Source organism: Actinomycetospora aeridis, assembly GCF_037400275.1.
GTDB lineage: Bacteria > Actinomycetota > Actinomycetes > Mycobacteriales > Pseudonocardiaceae > Actinomycetospora > Actinomycetospora aeridis.
On record NZ_JBBEGL010000014.1, the window covers coordinates 15,512 to 30,798 of the forward strand.

A 15,287-nucleotide genomic window follows, 5' to 3' on the forward strand; every position below is an offset into this window, starting at 1 on the left:
CGTCCTCTCCGCCGCGTGCCGCGCCCTACGGGCCGCGAACCCGGTGATCCTCGAAATACCAGAGGGGGCCGGTTCCGCAGCGTTCCTCGTCTGCTGGGCCGGTCACGGGGACTCCGAGCTGCTGGGCTACACCGCCCGCGTCGCGGGCGGGCCGTCCTTCCTCGCCGCGTCCCCGGCCACCGCCCAGGCCACCACGGTGCTCGCCGCAGACCACACCCCCGTCGCCTGCACCGTCGCCCAGCGCGCCGAGATCATCACCAGTCTGGCCGGCCGCCCGAGCTTCGATGCCGACACGGCCCGCCGCGCCGGCATCCCGGTGGTGGTCGCCGCCGCCCACGGGCCGCTGGGTGCCTCGCCAGGGATCGCCGAGTTCGCGGTCGGCCTGGTCCAGGCGGCTGGACTGGGCCAGCTCGCCCTGGTCACCGAGATCGTCGTCGACGACGGCCGCGGACCCCACGGCCTGGAGGATCTCGCCACCCGGCGCGCCCTCTTCCGCGTCACCGGCCAGGACATCATCGCCGAGCGACTGCGCACACAGGCTCTCGCCGTCCGCGGGCCCGAAGTCGTCCTCCCGACCGACCACGGCCTCGTTCTCGCCACCGGCTACCGCGACACCCAGTCGGGCGCCGAGCACCTCGTACTCCGAGGCCCTGCCACCGAGCGGTCCGCCCGACCCGTCGTCCACGTGCACCGAGAATGCCCGACAGGCGACCTGTTCAGCTCCTTGAGCTGTTCGTGCCGGTCGGAGCTGGACACTGCGCTGGCCGACATCGCCGGTTCCGGAAGCGGCATCGTGGTGTACCTGCGCGGCAAACCCGATCGGCCGCTCCACCACGGCCCCCACATCGACGACCGCCAAGCCCACCTCGTCGCCTTCATGATCCAGGACCTCTCCCTACACCGCATCCACCTCCACCACGACGACACCCAGCAACGGGCCGCCCTCAGCGGTCGCGGCATTTGGTGCTAACCTTTGTCCTCTCGGGCACACCCAGGCCCTGTTCGATCCACTCGCCTCCCAACGGCGCATCAGATGATGTCGTGCCACATGGACGGCATCCAGTCTCTCGACGAAGAACTGTGTCGCCTGCTCGAGGCCGGAAACGACGATCCTGACATGGCAGATACCGCGAATACCCACGCCTTCTCCTGACAGCAGCGTCATGGAGATCGTCCCGCCGACGCCCGGTCGGACCGGAGGCGGAGGCGGCGCACTCACGATGACGACGATGCGCCGGTCGCCGCCATCTATCCAGTGGCGAGAACAAATGCTCCCGTTCTCCCGACTATGTCAGCATAGAGCCCCGGCTACCGCTGTCCTCAGCCGTGGAAATTGCGCCGATAGACCGACGGCGACACCTGCATCACCGCGCGCATGTGCAGGCGCATCGCCGCCGAACTTCCGAAGCCGCATCGCGCCGCGACCATGTCGACGCCCAGCTCGGTCGTCTCGAGCAGCTCGCGTGCCCGCTCGAGACGGCGTGCGAGGAGCCACTGCGTGGGCGAGGTCCCGGTCTCCTCCCGGAAGCGGCGCGACAGGGTGCGGGTGCTGATCCCTTCCCGTTCGGCCAGGTCACGCAGGCTGAGCGGCTCGTCGAGGTGCTCGAGCGCCCAGCTGCGCGCGCGAGCCGTCCCCGCGACGCCGTCCTCCGCCACGGGACGCGCGGTGAGCTGTGCCTCGCCGGCCTGGCGGTGCGGCGGCATCACCACGCGACGAGACACGACACCGCCCACCGCAGCGCCGTGGTCGCTTCGCACCATGTGCAAGCACATGTCCGCCACGGAGGCCACCCCGGCAGAAGTGAGGATATTGCCGTCTTCGGTGTAGAGCACCTCGGGGCGCACCCGCACGGTCGGAAAACGCTCGCGGAACGCCGCCACTCGAGCCCAATGAGTGGTGGCGTCCCGACCGTCGAGCAGCCCGGCCGCGGCCAAGAGGAATGCGGCGGTACAGATCGAGGCGAGGCGCGTGCCGGGTCGGACGCGGCGCAGGGCCGCTGTCATCGCGCTCTGTTCGGCGTCCGAGACGCTCACCGCGTCGTGATCAGTCGAGGCCACGATGACCGTGGACACCTTGGAGAGCAGTTCAGGTCCATGCTCGACTTCGAGGAAGAAGTCCCCGTCGGTGCGGACCGAGCCCGCCTCGAGAGCACACGTTGTCACATCGTAGAACGGTCGACCCTCGGCGTCGCAGGCCTCGCCGAACACGCGATGCACGACACCCAGTTCCATGGCGAGAACGCCGTCTCGAACCAGGACCGCGATTCGATGCTGCTCCATGGCTCGATCCTTCCACTCCGTGTCCCGATGGCGGCTCGTGTCGAGTAGAAGAACGGCCGACACTGCCCTCGTGCTTCCCCCCTCGGCCCGAGAACTGATCCTCAGCGGGACGGCCCTCGCCCACATGACGACCCTGAACCCCGACGGCTCGCCCCAGATGAGCGTCGTCTGGGCGGGCCTGGACGGCGACCGCATCATCACCGGGCACTTCGGCCGCTACCGCAAGATCACCAACCTTCTCCGGGATCCACGGATCGCCCTGTCGTTCGCCGGCCCGACGCCGCTGCCCAACGGAATGCACCCCAACCTGATCGTCTACGGAGACGCCGAGATCAGCGACGGTGGCGCCTCCGAGCTGGTCGGACGTTTGGCCAAGGTCTACATCGCCCCGGATTTCGACTACCCCATGCCGCCTGGGCCGCCGCCCGGTTATGTGATCACCACGACCGTGCGCCGCATCGCCGGTGTCGGACCCTGGATGGACGCATGAGCGCCCAAGCGCCGGGCCCCGGGCGACGCAGCATCGGCGACATCACCCCGAAGCTCGCCGAGCTCACCGACGACGTGCTCTACGCCGACGTCTGGGAACGTCCCGGCCTGAGCAAAGGCGACCGCAGCCTCGTCACCGTGGCCGCACTGGTCGCGCTCTACCGCGCCGACGAGCTGAACCTGCACCTTGGGCTGGCCCTCGACAACGGCGTCACCGCCGACGAGCTCACAGAGCTCATCACTCATCTGGCTTTCTACACCGGCTGGCCATGCTCGGTGACCGCAGCCAAGCAACTGCGCGCCATCCTCGCTGATCGCCCAGAGAACGAGGCCCCCCGACCCTGAACGACCATGGCCCCGACAACGCCCGGTCAGCGAGCGAAGCACCTCGCCAAAGCCGTACGACCACTGACGTCATCGACCGGCCCGGCGCCCATGCGCCACGAGCGTCGGGCCGCATCAAACACCACCATCGATGCCGTGACTCCTGTCCACTGGGTTCGGGGTTCGAGTCCCTGACGGCGCACCTTTCGCTGGTCACAGCTCTACGAAGCGATCTTCGGTCGGGATTGCCGATCCCGCAGCCGCCCGCTTGCTCCGCTACCTGCTCGTCCACGTGGTGCACCCCGACCGGCACACCTCGCGCCACGACCGGCCCCGGTGGTTCGCGCACCACGGGCGGCGCCGCTCGCCGGCGGCCACCGCACCTCGCTCCAACGACTACTCGGTCGTCGTCCGCGCAGCCTGCAGCGACCGGCGGTGCCGGCGTGCGCGATCGGCTGCCGGCAGCGGCCGGGAACGAGACGGCCGGGTCAGAAGAGGCCCGGGTGCAGCGGTGACGCGGCGGTGCTGCCGCCGTCGGCCGTGATGAGCGCGCCGGTGACGTAGCGGGCCTCGTCCGAGGCGAGCCAGGCCACGACGTCGGCGATGTCGCTGGGCTCACCGAAGCGGCCGACGGGGTGGCGCGCGAGGGCGTCCCGCCGTGCCGCCTCCGGGTCGCGGGCCTGGGCGAAGGCGTCGTCGGCCATCGCGGTGAGAATCCAGCCCGGCTGGACGGCGTTGCATCGCACGGCGGGTCCGTGGTCGACCGCGATCGAGCGGGTCAGCCCGTGCACGAACGCCTTGGACGCGTTGTAGAGGGCCATCGACGGGTCAGCGACCACACCGGACGTCGAGCCGATGTTCACGATCACGCCGCCGTGCTCGGTCATCTGCGGCAGCACGGCCCGGCTCATCGCGAACGTCCCACGGCAGTTCACCCCGACCACGAGGTCCCAGTCGTCGTCGGTGCTCTCCGCGACGGTCCGCTCCAGCTGCACCCCGGCGTTGTTGACCAGCAGCGACACCGGACCGAAGGTGTCGTTGGCCTCCTCGACCACGCGCTCGGCGTCAGCGGTGCGGGCGACGTCGGCGCGCACCCACCGCACGCCGTCCGGCAGCTGCTCGGGCGTGGAGCGACCGCAGGCGACGACCCTGGCATCGTCGCGCACCAAGCGCTCGACGACCGCCCGCCCGATGCCCCGTCCGCCTCCGGTCACGATCGCCGTGTGGGTGCTCATCGGGCCCTCCGCGTCAGCTCAGGAAGTGGTCGACGGCGACGTGCAGGGCGTCGGCGGCGGCGATCTCCACGTCGTACCGTTTGTACGCCTGCGCGGCGCCTCGCCCTCCGAGGTGTTCGATGCGTTCACCGGTAGGACAGATACTGCCGTTGTCGGAGCACCCGACGGAGCTGCGTGGGTCTGCGAGCCGATCACCGCACGAAGACGGCCCTCCGTTCGGGGAGATCACCTGCCCGGTGGGGAAGCCGGCGTCCGCGCCGAGCAGCCATCCGACCGCGGCGGCGATCTCCGCCGCGCTCCCGACCCGGCCGACCTTGGTGGCCGCCGCCGACCGCGCGGCGGCGGAGGAGGCGTCGAAGGACTCGCCGAGGAAGCCGTTGTCGAAGAACTCGGTGTCGGTGATGAACCCGGGGGCGACGGCATTCGCCGTGATCCCCCGCGGCCTGAGTCGGTCGGCGAGCTCGCAGCCGTAGCCGTTCAGCGCCGCCTTCGCCGTCGCGTAGGGACCTCCGGCCCGACCAGCGAGGCCGTCGAGCTGATCAGCACGACCCGCGCCCGCCGGTCGCGAAGCCGGGGCTCCGGTCAGCCCTCGCACCGGAGCACGCCCCGCACCGCGTAGGCCGCCAGCCCCTCGGCGAGGCGGCGGGTACGGTCGTCGGTGTCGTCGGGGCTCGGGCGGTACCAGACCGTCGACCAGTTCAGCGCCCTCACCGTGCCGGTCGGGCGACGTAGTCGCTCCCCGGCTCGCGGTAGACCGCGTGGATGTGGGACGTGCCTCCCGACGCGAAACCGCCGCCCTGCTGGTGGGCGAACTCGATCAGGAACGTCGGCCCCTGCACCCGGTAGTAGACGGGCTGGCCGACGGTCGTGGCGCCGGACCAGGCGAACGTCGTGCTCGCCAGGTTCGCCTGCGCCGCGGCGAGCTTCGGCGCCGCGTGCGCACCGTGCAGCGGGCGGGTCCACTCACCGACCAGGTCGACGAGCAGGCGCTGCTGCTCCGGGGTGAACGTGGCGGCGCTGACGCCCTCGGGGGCGAGGGTGCGGCCATCCCGACCCGCGCCGAGGACGAGATCGGTGACGGGGGCGTCGAGGACCGCCTGCTGCTGCTGGACCGCGTCGAGCGCACCCATCAGCACGAACGCCCGCGTCGTCTCGCCGCACAACGGCTCCGCGCGCGTGCCCGCCGTCGTGTACGACGACGGTTGGGCGCCCCAGAAGGTCGGCGCGAAGGTCATCGCGTCCCCGTCGACGGTGATGTTCAGCGCCAGGTGGTGCCCGCCGTACTGCACCGTCCACGGCCCGGACGGGGCCGGCGTGCCGAGGATCCGGAACCAGTAGTGGTCGGCGCCGTAGCCCTGGTCCGACGCGGTCGTCGACGCGAGCACCCCGTCCCCGGTGGTGATCGCGCTGACCTGCTCGTAACCCTCGGGGCTCAACGCGGCGCGGAGGACGCCGGAGGCGGCGTCCCGCCGGCCCGGGTCGAGGGCGTCGACGCGCAGCCCGGCGCGGTCGAACAGGTCTCCGGGCAGGTTGGACCACTGCCCGAGGGTCTGCGGGGTCCGCTCGCCGGAGACGGCGGCCCGCTGCGACGGGTCGAGGAGACCGAGGAAGCGCTCCGTCGCGGCGAGGACCGCGGCGGTGGCACCCGGGGCCGTCGACGCGGCCGGCGGGGTGCCGCAGGCCTCGACGGAGGTGGCGGTGGCGATTCCCTCCCCGGCCACCGCCCCCGGGCCGGGACCCCCGGGCGGGCGCGCCGACGAGCACGCCGAGCCCGCCAGGACCGCGACGAGGGCGAGGGCGAGGGCGATCACCCAGCGACGGCCGCGCTGCCCCCTCATCGGCTCGGGAAGCGGAGCACGCGGTCGTCGCCGCCGCGCGCGTCGCCGCTGCGTTGGGTGTTGGAGGTCGTGAGCCACAGCGCGCCGTCGGGCGCCACCTGCGCGGTGCGCAGCCGGCCGTACCGCCCGGACAGCTGCGACGCCGGTTCCCCGGCGCGGTCGCCGTCGAGGGGGACGGTCCACAGGCGTTCCCCCTGCAGGGCGGCCATGTAGAGGGTGCCGCCGGCGATCGCGATGCCGGACGGGGACGCCTCCGCGACCGTCCACGTGCGCAGCGGGTTGGTGAAGCGGCCGCTCGCGGTGTCGCCGACCCCCTCCACGACCGGCCAGCCGTAGTTGCGGCCGGGCTCGATGATGTTGATCTCGTCGACCTCGTCCTGGCCGAACTCGGCCGCCCACATCCGGCCGGCGGCGTCCCAGGCGATTCCCTGCGGATTGCGGTGGCCGAGGCTGTAGACCGGCGAGCCCGGGAAGGGGTTGCCCGGCGCCGGGTCGCCCTCCGGCGTGATCCGCAGGATCTTGCCGTTGGGGCCGGCCGGGTCCTGGGCGCGGTCGCTCATCGTGCCGTCGCCGACGGTGGCGTACAGCATGCCGTCCGGGCCGAACGCGAGGCGGCCGCCGCTGTGGCCCGGACCGCGGGGGATGCCGCCGAGCACCACCTCGGGCGGGTCCGTGCCGCGGGCACGGAACCGGACGATCCGCGCGTCGACGGCCGTCGTGTAGTAGGCGTAGACGAGGTCGTCCTGCCCGATCCGGGGCGAGGCGGCGAGCCCGAGCAGCCCGCCCTCGGTCTGGACGACCGCGTCGGGGAACTCGCGGACGGGCTCGGGTGGCCGCCCCGGGGTGAGACGCAGCACGCGTCCCGTCTCCCGCTCGGAGACGAGCGCGTCGCCGCCCGGCAGGAACGCGAGGCCCCAGGGGACCGCGAGGTTCGTCGCGATCTCCTCGGGCGCGCCGAGGTCCGGGGTCCCGGCGGGCGTGCTCGGCGCCGGCGCCGGCGGGCGTGGGGCGCTGCTCGGCGCCTCCGGACCGGGGGCCGCGCACCCGGCGAGGACGGCGGCGGCGACGACGGCAGCAACGGCGGTCCTCCGCCACGGGACGGACACGGAGACGCTCCTCGATCAGGTCGTGCCGGGCGGACCGGCAGGGGTGTCGGCCCGGGAGCCACGGTCGGCGTCACGGGCCGCCGCGACGGCGGCGTCGAGCGCCCCCCGGGCGGACCGCTCGTCGGGGGGTTGGGTGGAGAGCACGGCGAGCACGTGGCGCCCGTCGGCCTCGAGGAGCCCTGCGGAGTGCAGGTCGAGGGCTCCTCCCCGGCAGCAGGCCCATCCCTGCTTGGCCCGTGCGCTGCCGCGGCGACCGGGCTCGAGGAGCCCGAACCCCTGGTCGAAGCCGTCGGCCGCGATGCGGGGTGCCGCCGCGAGGTCGCCGAGCACCAGGTCCCGGTCGGCCGGCTCGAGCTGGTCGACGATGTGACCGTAGAGAGCGGCGACGTCGCGGGCCGAGGTCCGGGTGTCGCCCCAGCGTGAGCGATCCGGGGGCGGCACGGTCTCGCGGAGCCCCGCGAGGCGCGCGACCCGCTCGACCCCGTCCGGTCCGTCGAAGCGCGACCACAGCGCGTTCATGGCGTCGTCGTCGCTCGGCCCCAGCGCGCGCCGGAGGAGGTCCAGGTCGGCGGGGGTCAGCGCGATGTCGCCGTGGGCCCGGCGCGTCAGGACGTCGACCGCCGTCACCAGCTTCGCCAGCGACGCCGACCGCATCGCGGCGGCGCCCCGGTCGCCGAGGCTGATCTCGCCGCGGCAGCGGTCGAGCACGGCGATCCCGGTCACGGCGTCGATCCGCCCGGTCGCGACCCGCTGCGCGGCATCGACCATGCGCTGCGCGGACAGCTCGTCCGCCTCGCAGGCCTCCGCGGACGGCGAGGGCGACGGGGACGGGGACGGGGACGGGGACGGGCGCAGGTCCGCGCCGGCGATCCGCGGGACGAGCACGACGACCACGAGGACCAGCGCGGCGAGGAACATCGCCACCGCGACGAAGGGCCGGACCGCGCGGGTCCGCTCGGGGATCACGGACTCAGACGGCGGCCGTGGCGCGACCCCGACGCCGGTCCAGGCTGAGCGGACCGGGCCCGAGGACGAACAGCAGCAGGAACACCCAGCTGTAGAGCGCGGCCGGCTCGCCGCCGTTCTCGAGCCAGTTCCATCCGCCGGGCAGGTGCACGACGAAGAAGGCGAACGCCATCATCCCCGAGAGCAGGAACGCCGCGGGCCGCGTGAACAACCCGACCGCGACGAGGAGCGCACCGAGGATCTCGACCCCCGAGGCGATGGCGACCGGGACGGGGGCCACCGAGCCGTCGACCAGCCCCAGCGCGCTGATCGGGTGCAGCACGAACAGGAGGCAGACCGCACACCGAAAAGCGAGCATCGCCGCCGCGCGGGCATTCTGCGTCGGCACACGCGAAACGCGGCCGCCACCCTCCACCACCTTCTCCCCCGCTGCTCGCACGGTTTCCGTTCCCGTTGCACCGGTCATGAGATCGGCCCCTTTCCCGCATTCGTGAATCTCGACGGGGACGATTCTGCCGATCCGGACATACGGCGCCAACGCGAACTGCGGATGTAGGCTATGCACGTGACGCATGCCGATCTCGGTCTCGTGCACGAACTGCGCGCCCTCGCCCTGCTCCTGGAGGAGCGCAACGTCACGCGGGCCGCAGTGCGGTTCCACCTCAGCCAGTCATCGATGAGCCGGACGCTGCAGCGGCTCCGCTCGCTCCTGGGCGACGAACTGCTGGTCAGGGCGGGGAGCGACTACGAGCTGACGCCGCGGGCACGGCACGTGCAGCGCGAGCTGGCCGTGCTCCTCCCGCGGCTCGAGAACCTCATCGCGGGCAGCACGTTCGACCCCTCCACCGCGACGGGAATCGTGCGCATCATCGGCACCGACTACACCATCGCCACACTCGGACCTCACGTCCTGCCCCGTCTCCTCGAGTCGGCACCCCTCCTGGAAATCCGCATCGAGCAGCGCGATCACGACAGTTACGCCGACCTCGAACGCGGACGAGCGGACATCGCCCTCTCGGTGATGCGACCGTCGGCGCCGTTGCAGTGGGAACAGGTGTTCACCGACGACGTCGTGTGCGTCGTCGCTGCCGACCACCCGGTGGACGGCGAGCGTTTCTCCCTCGACGACTACCTCGGGGCACGTCACGTGGCGGTGACCCTCGTGGACGACGACCAGCCGATGATCGATCGCTGGCTGGAGGGCGTGGGGCACCCGAGAACGGTGGCGCTGCGGGTCGCGCACTTCACGTCCGCCCTCACGGCTCTGCCGGGCACCCCGCTCGTCGCGACCATTCCGCGCAGGATGGCCGAGAGACAGGCGACGAACGACCCGCGCCTCCGGCTCCTCGAGGCCCCGGAACGGTTCGACGCGATCCCGTACGGCATGGTCTGGCATCCCCGGCTCGACGCCGACCCGATGAACACGTGGCTCCGCGGCACGCTGCGCGCCGCCGCGCTCGACCTGACCTCCGGCCGACTCGACCGCTGAGCCTGCTGCCCGCCGGCCGTCCTGCCCGTCGCGGTCGAGGCTCCTCTGCTCGACGCTGAGATCGCCTGCCCGCGGAGAGCGCGACACGGCCCGCCGCCGGGTGCGCACCACCCACGATGGCGCCGACCGCCTCGGCATGCTGCGTCCCCTCCACCACCGCGCTCGTCGAGGAGGCGCTCGCCGCCCCGCCGCGACGGTGACTCTCTCGACCGCCCGGCACGCTTGATCTCGAAATCCGGGCGGCTGAAGATCGTCCGGACCAGCGGCTGCAGATCTTCGGATGATCATTGCGGGAACAGGGACCAGCGCACGGGGAGTGCCCCTCGCGTGTGCTCGACGTGCGGACGTCATCGCTCCTTCGCGACCACGGGCACACAGCTCTGGCATCAGCTGCACGCCCGGCCCCGGTGGCATCGTCAGCGATGTGCACGACCGACGCCCGGCTCCTCGTCCAACCCGCCACCCAGGCCGTTGAGCACTCGTGCTCCGACCGGGACCGCCCTCATGTGACCGCGACCAGCGTCGTGAAGAGGCCGAGGGCGGCGCAGACGCCGAGGGTGCGGAGGACCGGCCAGCCGCGCCAGAAGATGAGCCCGGCGGCGACGACCGCGATGGCCACCGCGAGGGGCTGCACGCTGGCGAGCTGCGGAACCTCCATGGTCAGCGGCCCGAGGTGCACCGGCCTGTACTGGTCGAAGAAGGTGTGCCCGGCGAAGTAGAGGGCCAGGTTGGCGATGACGCCGACGACGGCGGCGGTGATGCCGGTCAGTGCCGCGGAGAGCGCGCGGTTGTGGCGGAGCTGCTCGATGTGCGGGGCGCCGAGGAAGATGAACAGAAAGCAGGGCACGAAGGTCACCCAGGTCGTCAGGAGCGCGCCGAGCACGCCGGCGACCCAGGGGTCGAGAGTGCCCGGCTGGTGGAACGCGCCGAGGAACGCCACGAACTGCACGACCATGATCAGCGGCCCGGGGGTCGACTCGGCGAGGGCGAGGCCACGGACCATGTCGCCTGCGGTGAGCCAGCCGTAGGCCTGGACGGCTTGCTGGGCGACGAAGGCGAGCACGGCGTAGGCGCCGCCGAAGGTGATCAGGGCGGTGCCGGAGAAGAACAACCCTTGAGTGGTCAGCACGCTTCCCGCACCGGTCAGGGCGACCACGGCGAGCATCGGCACCGCCCACAGCGAGACGCCGATGCCGAGGATCAGCGCCGCGCGGCGCAGGGACGGTCGGCTCGCGTGGAGGGCGTCGTCGGCGACCACCGGTGCCGGCTCGTCGTCGGACTCGCGATCGGGGCTGGTGTCGGCCTGGGGTCGGAGGCGGTGCAGCGTCCAGCCGGCGACGGCGGCGACGGCGATCACTGCGGGGAAGGGCACGCCGAACACGGTGAGCGCGAGGAACGCGGCCACAGCGAGTCCGACGAGGGCGGGGCGGGTGAGGGCGCGACGGCCGAGGCGCCAGACAGCCTGGACGACCACCGCGACCACGGCGGGGGCGAGGCCGGCGAACACGGCGGTCACGATGGTGGTGTCCCCGGCGGCGACGTAGATGCCGGAGAGGGCGAGCAGGGTGAGCACGCCGGGCAGGACGAACAGGATGCCGGCGGCCAGCCCGCCGCGGACCCCGTTGAGCAGCCAGCCGATGTAGATGGCGAGCTGCTGGGCCTCGGGACCGGGCAGCAGCATGCAGTAGTTCAGGGCGTGCAGGAACCGGCGCTGCCCGATCCAGCGGCGCCGGTCGACCAGCTCGCGCTGCATGACCGCGATCTGCCCGGCGGGGCCACCGAAGGTCTGCCACGAGATCGCGAACCACGCCCGCAGTGCGGTGGCGAAGGGCACGAGGTCCTGCTCGTCCGCTCGAGACGTCGTTCGCGAGGGGTCGGCGGTGCCGTCGGCGGACGGGGGCGGGTCGGACGGCACAGGCGACTCCTCGGGGGCGGCGACCCAGGTCGGCTGGGCTGAGGGGAGTTCAGGCGGGTTCGCGGCCGAGCAGCGTGGCGCGGCGGTAGAACTCGTAGAGCCCGTCGAACAGCGGACCGGTGTGCTGCAGCAGGGTCGGGTCGTCGCAGACCATGCCCAGGGCGCGGACGACGACGTCGACGCCGGGTGCCTCGGGGGAGTCGAAGCGTTCGTCGTCGAGGTCGGCCTCGTGGACGATCTCGGCGATGCGCCAGAGGACGGGGTCGGTGATCTCGTAGCGGCGCAGGATGGTCTCGAAGCTGCAGTCGCCGTCGTGGTGGGACAGCTCGACCCCGCGCATGTCGAAGGCGGTGGCGTCGGGGGGCACGTCGGCGGGGTCGGTGACGAACACGAACTCGGCCTCGGGGTCGACGGTGCGGCGGATCAGCCAGGCGCAGGCCACCCGGTCGATGTGCATGTGTGCGCGGGTCGCCCACCTCATCGGGACGCCTCCTCGGGGAGGGATGCCGCGAGCTCGTCGACCGCGCGGCGGGCTTCGGTGCGCTCGGGCGGCGGGAAGTAGTCGCGACGAGCGATCGTGCGCAGCTCCCCGCGGAGCCGGCGCACCGTGCTGCGCCGAGCGCCATCGTCTGTCCGCGCGGCTCGTGCCTGCTCCGCGACCGTGCGGTACTCGACGGCCCGCGCTTCGCTCATGCCCTGCGCCAGCTCGCGCTCGGCGTCACGGCTGCCCGGCGTGGCGTCCCAGAGGGTGGCGGTTCCGGCATTCTCGAGGATCTCCTCGGCGAGCCACTCCAAGTGCTCGCGGGTGCGGGCGTCCGCGGGCAGGGCGACCACACCGTCGGCGAGCTGGGCGACCCCGAGGCGCTTGAGCTTGCGCCACACCGCAACCCGGGCGGTCGAGGGCTCGCGGGGCATGCGGTAGGTCAGCAGCACCCACATCCCCACCTCCTCACCGTTCGCGCCGGCCACGGTCAGCCTCCTCACGGAGCCTTCGCGCCAGCCGGTCGCTGAGCGTCCATGCGGCCAGCGCCGCCCCGAGCGTCACGACGGCGAGGGCCTGGAACGCTGGAGGCGTCGTGAGCAGCACCAGCCCAGCGACCACGAGTCCGAGCGCGAGTCGGCCTCGGAGGTCCCCATCATGGTCGGGCGGCGGCGATCGCCGTCGGCTCACGCGCATGCAACCACCGTTGCACAGCAACCGTGGTTGCACCAGTGGCGAGTGGGCGATCCAGCCGCCCCTGAGCGGGGCCACCTGGGTGGCGATCGACGACGCCACACCCCGCGTTCGTAAGGTGTTCCGGTGGTGGGGCCGGCAGAGTTCTTCTCGTTCCGTGAACACGACCTCGACGGCGCGAAGGCGGCGGTCGGGCAGGACTTCTTCACGACGTCGATGGACCTCGTGGATCGCACGGCGAGCTACGACTTCCGCTTCGACGGGGTCGTCCTCGGTGCCCTGGCTGTCGGGGTGGCGCACGTCAGCTCCGGGCTGGAGATCGGCATGGCCGACCTGGAGGACTGCTACTACGTCAACTACTCCGCCTCGGGCTCGATGCACGCCCGCCACCGCCGGCACGCGGTGGACGTCACCCCGGGGCGCGGGGCGGTGTACCACCCCGTCGGCCCGGTGGCCATGACGACCAGCGACGGCTACGGCTCGTACGCCGTGCGCATCGACCGGCGGGCCGTCAACGAGGCACTCGAGGAGCAGGTCGGTCACCCGGTGCCGCCGGACCCGGTGCTGGCACCCCATCTCGACCTGCGCACCTCGCCGGGCGGACGCTGGGACCGGCTCGTCCGGCTCCTGTGCGACGAGGCCCGCACGACACCGAGCCTGCTGTCGCACCCGATGATCGCCGCGCCCCTGCACGACGCCGTGGTCACCGGCTTCGTCCACGCCACCGAGCACCGGTGGCGGGACGCGCTGGAACGCTCGCCCCGCTGCTGGAGCCAGACCCCGGTGCGTCGGGCCGTCGAGGCGATCCGCAGCGACCCCGCGCAGCCGTTCACCCCCGCCGGCCTCGCCCGCCTCGCCGGCGCGTCCACCCGCACCCTGCACGACGGCTTCCGCCGCCATCTCGACACCACCCCGATGGCGTACCTCCGGCTCGTCCGGCTCGAGCGCGCCCACGCCGACCTCCGCGCGGCCGCACCCCACGACACGACCGTGGCCGCCGTCGCGCACCGCTGGGGCTTCACCCACGTCAGCAGGTTCTCCGAGGCCTACCGCCGGGTCTACGGCCGCCCACCGGCCAGCACGCTGCGCCGCCACTGAGCCGCCACTGAGCCGCCACTGAGCCGGCCCGTCGGTCGCCGAACGGTCGCGCGTTGCCGTCAGCGGATGGACCACGGCCCGCCCGTCGATGAACCTCGTCGCGTCACCGACCATCCAGGGCCGGAGCCCCCGGGCCTCGACGGCGTGAGAGCGAGCCATGACCACCGATCCGGAGCCCTCGTTGTCGATCATCGACACCCTCTGGGGCACGGTCGTGCGCACCCGGAGCGTGGCGGGCCTCGCCACCGCCCTGCGGCTGCGTCGCATCGTCCTGCGCCGTGTCGACCTGGTGGTCCTCGACCTGTGGGCCACCTCGTTCGCGGAATCGACCGTCGTGGGCGCGGTCGCGGACCTCGCGGCCGGCCTGCAGGCGCGGGGGGTGGTGCTGCGGGTCGTGCGGTCCCCGCGCACGCCGGAGGCACTCGTCGCGTCCGCGGGCGCCCCCGTCTACGCCTCGCTCGCCGAGGCCCTCGGCATGCCACCGTCCCCCTCGGACCCGCGTCTCGACGGACCCTCCGACCGGACCGTGCGGTCGTCGCCCCCCGGCGACCGGCGGTCACGGCGGGACGGGTCCGGGCCGGTACCCCCTCCCCCCGGTGATCCGGCCCGGACCCGTCCCGCCCCCCTCCAGGTGCCCCACGCGCGTCGCCCGGAGGACACCTGACGTCCCGATGCGCCCGGGGAGCCGATGACGACCGATGACGACCGACCACGGTCGTCCACCACGACCCCACCGACGGGCGCGCGCCTCCTCAGCGTCGGCGCCACCCTCGACGCCGCGGTCGCGGCCGCGCTGCGACGCGAGATGAGAGCCCTGCTCGCACGCTCCGCCGACCCGATCGTGGTCGACCTCACGGCCGTCCGCGCCACCGATCGCACCGCCGCCTCGGAGGCGCTCCGCGACCTCGCCTCCGAGGCCGGCGAGGCAGACGTGGATCTCCGCGTGGCCCGCGATCCCGCAGCCCGCGAGGTGAATCGGGCCCTGCTCGGCGACGAGAGGCTGTTCGAGGTCTACCCCGATCTCGACGCGGCGCTGGACGGCGCCACCGGCGCATCGGCGCCGGATGACGGCGCCGGCCGTCCTGCCGCTCCGGGCGAGAGGTAGGCGGCCCACGAGGGCGGCCGGTGGACGGCGTCGAAGAGGCGTCCGACCGTCACATCCGCACGGCGGGCAGCGCATCGACATCCGAGCCGCAAGACGTGCGCCCCGGCTCGCCTCGTCGGGTCCAACACCGGTCCGGCGCCGGACACCCTCACGAGCCACGCCCCGCGTGGCAGTACGACGCCCGGCACCACCGGCTTGGTCCTGGTGGCGCAGGACGTCCGACCGATGTTCCGCTTCCGAGGCCGGTTCGCGGTACCGGACCGGGGTG

18 protein-coding genes are annotated in these 15,287 nt (G+C 72.9%); 7 read left to right on the plus strand and 11 right to left on the minus strand.

From position 1 onward, the window contains the following. Positions 1-43: 43 nt before the first annotated feature. On the plus strand, positions 44-970 hold the full coding sequence (locus WCD41_RS28895; protein ID WP_337718706.1) for a 3,4-dihydroxy-2-butanone-4-phosphate synthase: 927 nt from the start codon (positions 44-46) through the stop codon (positions 968-970). Positions 971-1,320: 350 nt separating this feature from the next. Here the strand turns inward: WCD41_RS28895 and WCD41_RS28900 are convergent, their stop codons facing one another. Further along, entirely contained in the window at positions 1,321-2,280 is a 960-nt protein-coding gene (locus WCD41_RS28900) for a GlxA family transcriptional regulator (protein WP_337718707.1), read from the minus strand. On the opposite strand from WCD41_RS28900, the gene WCD41_RS28905 reads away from it, so the two are divergent. After that, positions 2,279-2,770 carry a pyridoxamine 5'-phosphate oxidase family protein gene (locus tag WCD41_RS28905; RefSeq protein WP_337718708.1) on the plus strand — a complete coding sequence of 164 codons (492 nt, stop codon included), beginning with the start codon at positions 2,279-2,281 and terminating at the stop codon, positions 2,768-2,770. The genes WCD41_RS28900 and WCD41_RS28905 overlap by 2 nt on opposite strands. Then, positions 2,767-3,114, plus strand: a complete 348-nt coding sequence (locus WCD41_RS28910) for a carboxymuconolactone decarboxylase family protein (protein WP_337718709.1) — start codon at positions 2,767-2,769, stop codon at positions 3,112-3,114. Before WCD41_RS28905 ends, WCD41_RS28910 begins: the two co-directional genes overlap by 4 nt. A 467-nt stretch (positions 3,115-3,581) precedes the next feature. Here the strand turns inward: WCD41_RS28910 and WCD41_RS28915 are convergent, their stop codons facing one another. From WCD41_RS28915 to WCD41_RS28945, 7 genes are read right to left on the minus strand one after another with little or no spacing between them, the layout of a single operon-like run. Further along, a complete protein-coding gene (locus WCD41_RS28915; RefSeq protein WP_337718710.1) occupies positions 3,582-4,328 on the minus strand; it encodes an SDR family NAD(P)-dependent oxidoreductase in 747 nt (248 codons plus the stop codon). Positions 4,329-4,341: 13 nt separating this feature from the next. Further along, on the minus strand, positions 4,342-4,923 hold the full coding sequence (locus WCD41_RS28920; RefSeq protein WP_337718711.1) for an SDR family oxidoreductase: 582 nt from the start codon (positions 4,921-4,923) through the stop codon (positions 4,342-4,344). After that, positions 4,911-5,039: a hypothetical protein gene (locus WCD41_RS28925; protein ID WP_337718712.1), complete on the minus strand. Its 129-nt coding sequence runs from the start codon at positions 5,037-5,039 to the stop codon at positions 4,911-4,913. The genes WCD41_RS28920 and WCD41_RS28925 overlap by 13 nt, the downstream gene beginning before the upstream one ends. Beyond that, on the minus strand, positions 5,036-6,166 hold the full coding sequence (locus WCD41_RS28930) for a DUF3500 domain-containing protein (protein ID WP_337718713.1): 1,131 nt from the start codon (positions 6,164-6,166) through the stop codon (positions 5,036-5,038). The genes WCD41_RS28925 and WCD41_RS28930 overlap by 4 nt, the downstream gene beginning before the upstream one ends. Beyond that, positions 6,163-7,272, minus strand: coding sequence for a PQQ-dependent sugar dehydrogenase (locus tag WCD41_RS28935; protein WP_337718714.1), 1,110 nt, complete (start codon positions 7,270-7,272; stop codon positions 6,163-6,165). Before WCD41_RS28935 ends, WCD41_RS28930 begins: the two co-directional genes overlap by 4 nt. 15 nt (positions 7,273-7,287) lie before the next feature. Further along, a complete protein-coding gene (locus WCD41_RS28940) occupies positions 7,288-8,238 on the minus strand; it encodes a serine hydrolase (RefSeq protein WP_337718715.1) in 951 nt (316 codons plus the stop codon). 4 nt (positions 8,239-8,242) lie between these two features. Then, positions 8,243-8,626: a DoxX family protein gene (locus WCD41_RS28945; protein ID WP_337718716.1), complete on the minus strand. Its 384-nt coding sequence runs from the start codon at positions 8,624-8,626 to the stop codon at positions 8,243-8,245. Between the two features lie 177 nt (positions 8,627-8,803). On the opposite strand from WCD41_RS28945, the gene WCD41_RS28950 reads away from it, so the two are divergent. After that, positions 8,804-9,727: a LysR family transcriptional regulator gene (locus WCD41_RS28950; RefSeq protein WP_337718717.1), complete on the plus strand. Its 924-nt coding sequence runs from the start codon at positions 8,804-8,806 to the stop codon at positions 9,725-9,727. Between the two features lie 502 nt (positions 9,728-10,229). Here WCD41_RS28950 and chrA read toward each other — a convergent pair. The 3 genes from chrA to WCD41_RS28965 are packed head-to-tail and all read right to left on the minus strand — an operon-like array spanning position 10,230 to position 12,611. After that, positions 10,230-11,642, minus strand: a complete 1,413-nt coding sequence (gene chrA / locus WCD41_RS28955) for a chromate efflux transporter (protein WP_337718718.1) — start codon at positions 11,640-11,642, stop codon at positions 10,230-10,232. A gap of 49 nt (positions 11,643-11,691) precedes the next feature. Continuing rightward, on the minus strand, positions 11,692-12,123 hold the full coding sequence (locus WCD41_RS28960; RefSeq protein ID WP_337718719.1) for a chromate resistance protein ChrB domain-containing protein: 432 nt from the start codon (positions 12,121-12,123) through the stop codon (positions 11,692-11,694). Beyond that, positions 12,120-12,611, minus strand: a complete 492-nt coding sequence (locus tag WCD41_RS28965; protein WP_337718720.1) for a Chromate resistance protein ChrB — start codon at positions 12,609-12,611, stop codon at positions 12,120-12,122. Before WCD41_RS28965 ends, WCD41_RS28960 begins: the two co-directional genes overlap by 4 nt. Before the next feature lie 331 nt (positions 12,612-12,942). Here WCD41_RS28965 and WCD41_RS28970 point away from each other — a divergent pair, with 331 nt between their 5' ends. From WCD41_RS28970 to WCD41_RS28980, 3 genes are all read left to right on the plus strand, one after another. After that, positions 12,943-13,914: an AraC family transcriptional regulator gene (locus WCD41_RS28970; RefSeq protein ID WP_337718721.1), complete on the plus strand. Its 972-nt coding sequence runs from the start codon at positions 12,943-12,945 to the stop codon at positions 13,912-13,914. A 157-nt stretch (positions 13,915-14,071) separates the two neighbouring features. Continuing rightward, positions 14,072-14,578, plus strand: coding sequence for a hypothetical protein (locus tag WCD41_RS28975; RefSeq protein ID WP_337718722.1), 507 nt, complete (start codon positions 14,072-14,074; stop codon positions 14,576-14,578). A gap of 24 nt (positions 14,579-14,602) precedes the next feature. After that, entirely contained in the window at positions 14,603-15,019 is a 417-nt protein-coding gene (locus WCD41_RS28980) for an STAS domain-containing protein (protein ID WP_337718723.1), read from the plus strand. Positions 15,020-15,287 lie beyond the last annotated feature (268 nt).

What these genes read in the sequence shown, in the direction of transcription:
- WCD41_RS28905 (WP_337718708.1), top strand. Translation starts at nt 2,279, where the DNA reads ATGGCTCGATCCTTCCACTCCGTGTCCCGATGGCGGCTCGTGTCGAGT.
- WCD41_RS28900 (WP_337718707.1), bottom strand. Translation starts at nt 2,280, where the DNA reads ATGGAGCAGCATCGAATCGCGGTCCTGGTTCGAGACGGCGTTCTCGCC.
- WCD41_RS28910 (WP_337718709.1), top strand. Translation starts at nt 2,767, where the DNA reads ATGAGCGCCCAAGCGCCGGGCCCCGGGCGACGCAGCATCGGCGACATC.
- WCD41_RS28915 (WP_337718710.1), bottom strand. Translation starts at nt 4,328, where the DNA reads ATGAGCACCCACACGGCGATCGTGACCGGAGGCGGACGGGGCATCGGG.
- WCD41_RS28930 (WP_337718713.1), bottom strand. Translation starts at nt 6,166, where the DNA reads ATGAGGGGGCAGCGCGGCCGTCGCTGGGTGATCGCCCTCGCCCTCGCC.
- WCD41_RS28960 (WP_337718719.1), bottom strand. Translation starts at nt 12,123, where the DNA reads ATGAGGTGGGCGACCCGCGCACACATGCACATCGACCGGGTGGCCTGC.
- WCD41_RS28975 (WP_337718722.1), top strand. Translation starts at nt 14,072, where the DNA reads ATGACCACCGATCCGGAGCCCTCGTTGTCGATCATCGACACCCTCTGG.
- WCD41_RS28980 (WP_337718723.1), top strand. Translation starts at nt 14,603, where the DNA reads ATGACGACCGATGACGACCGACCACGGTCGTCCACCACGACCCCACCG.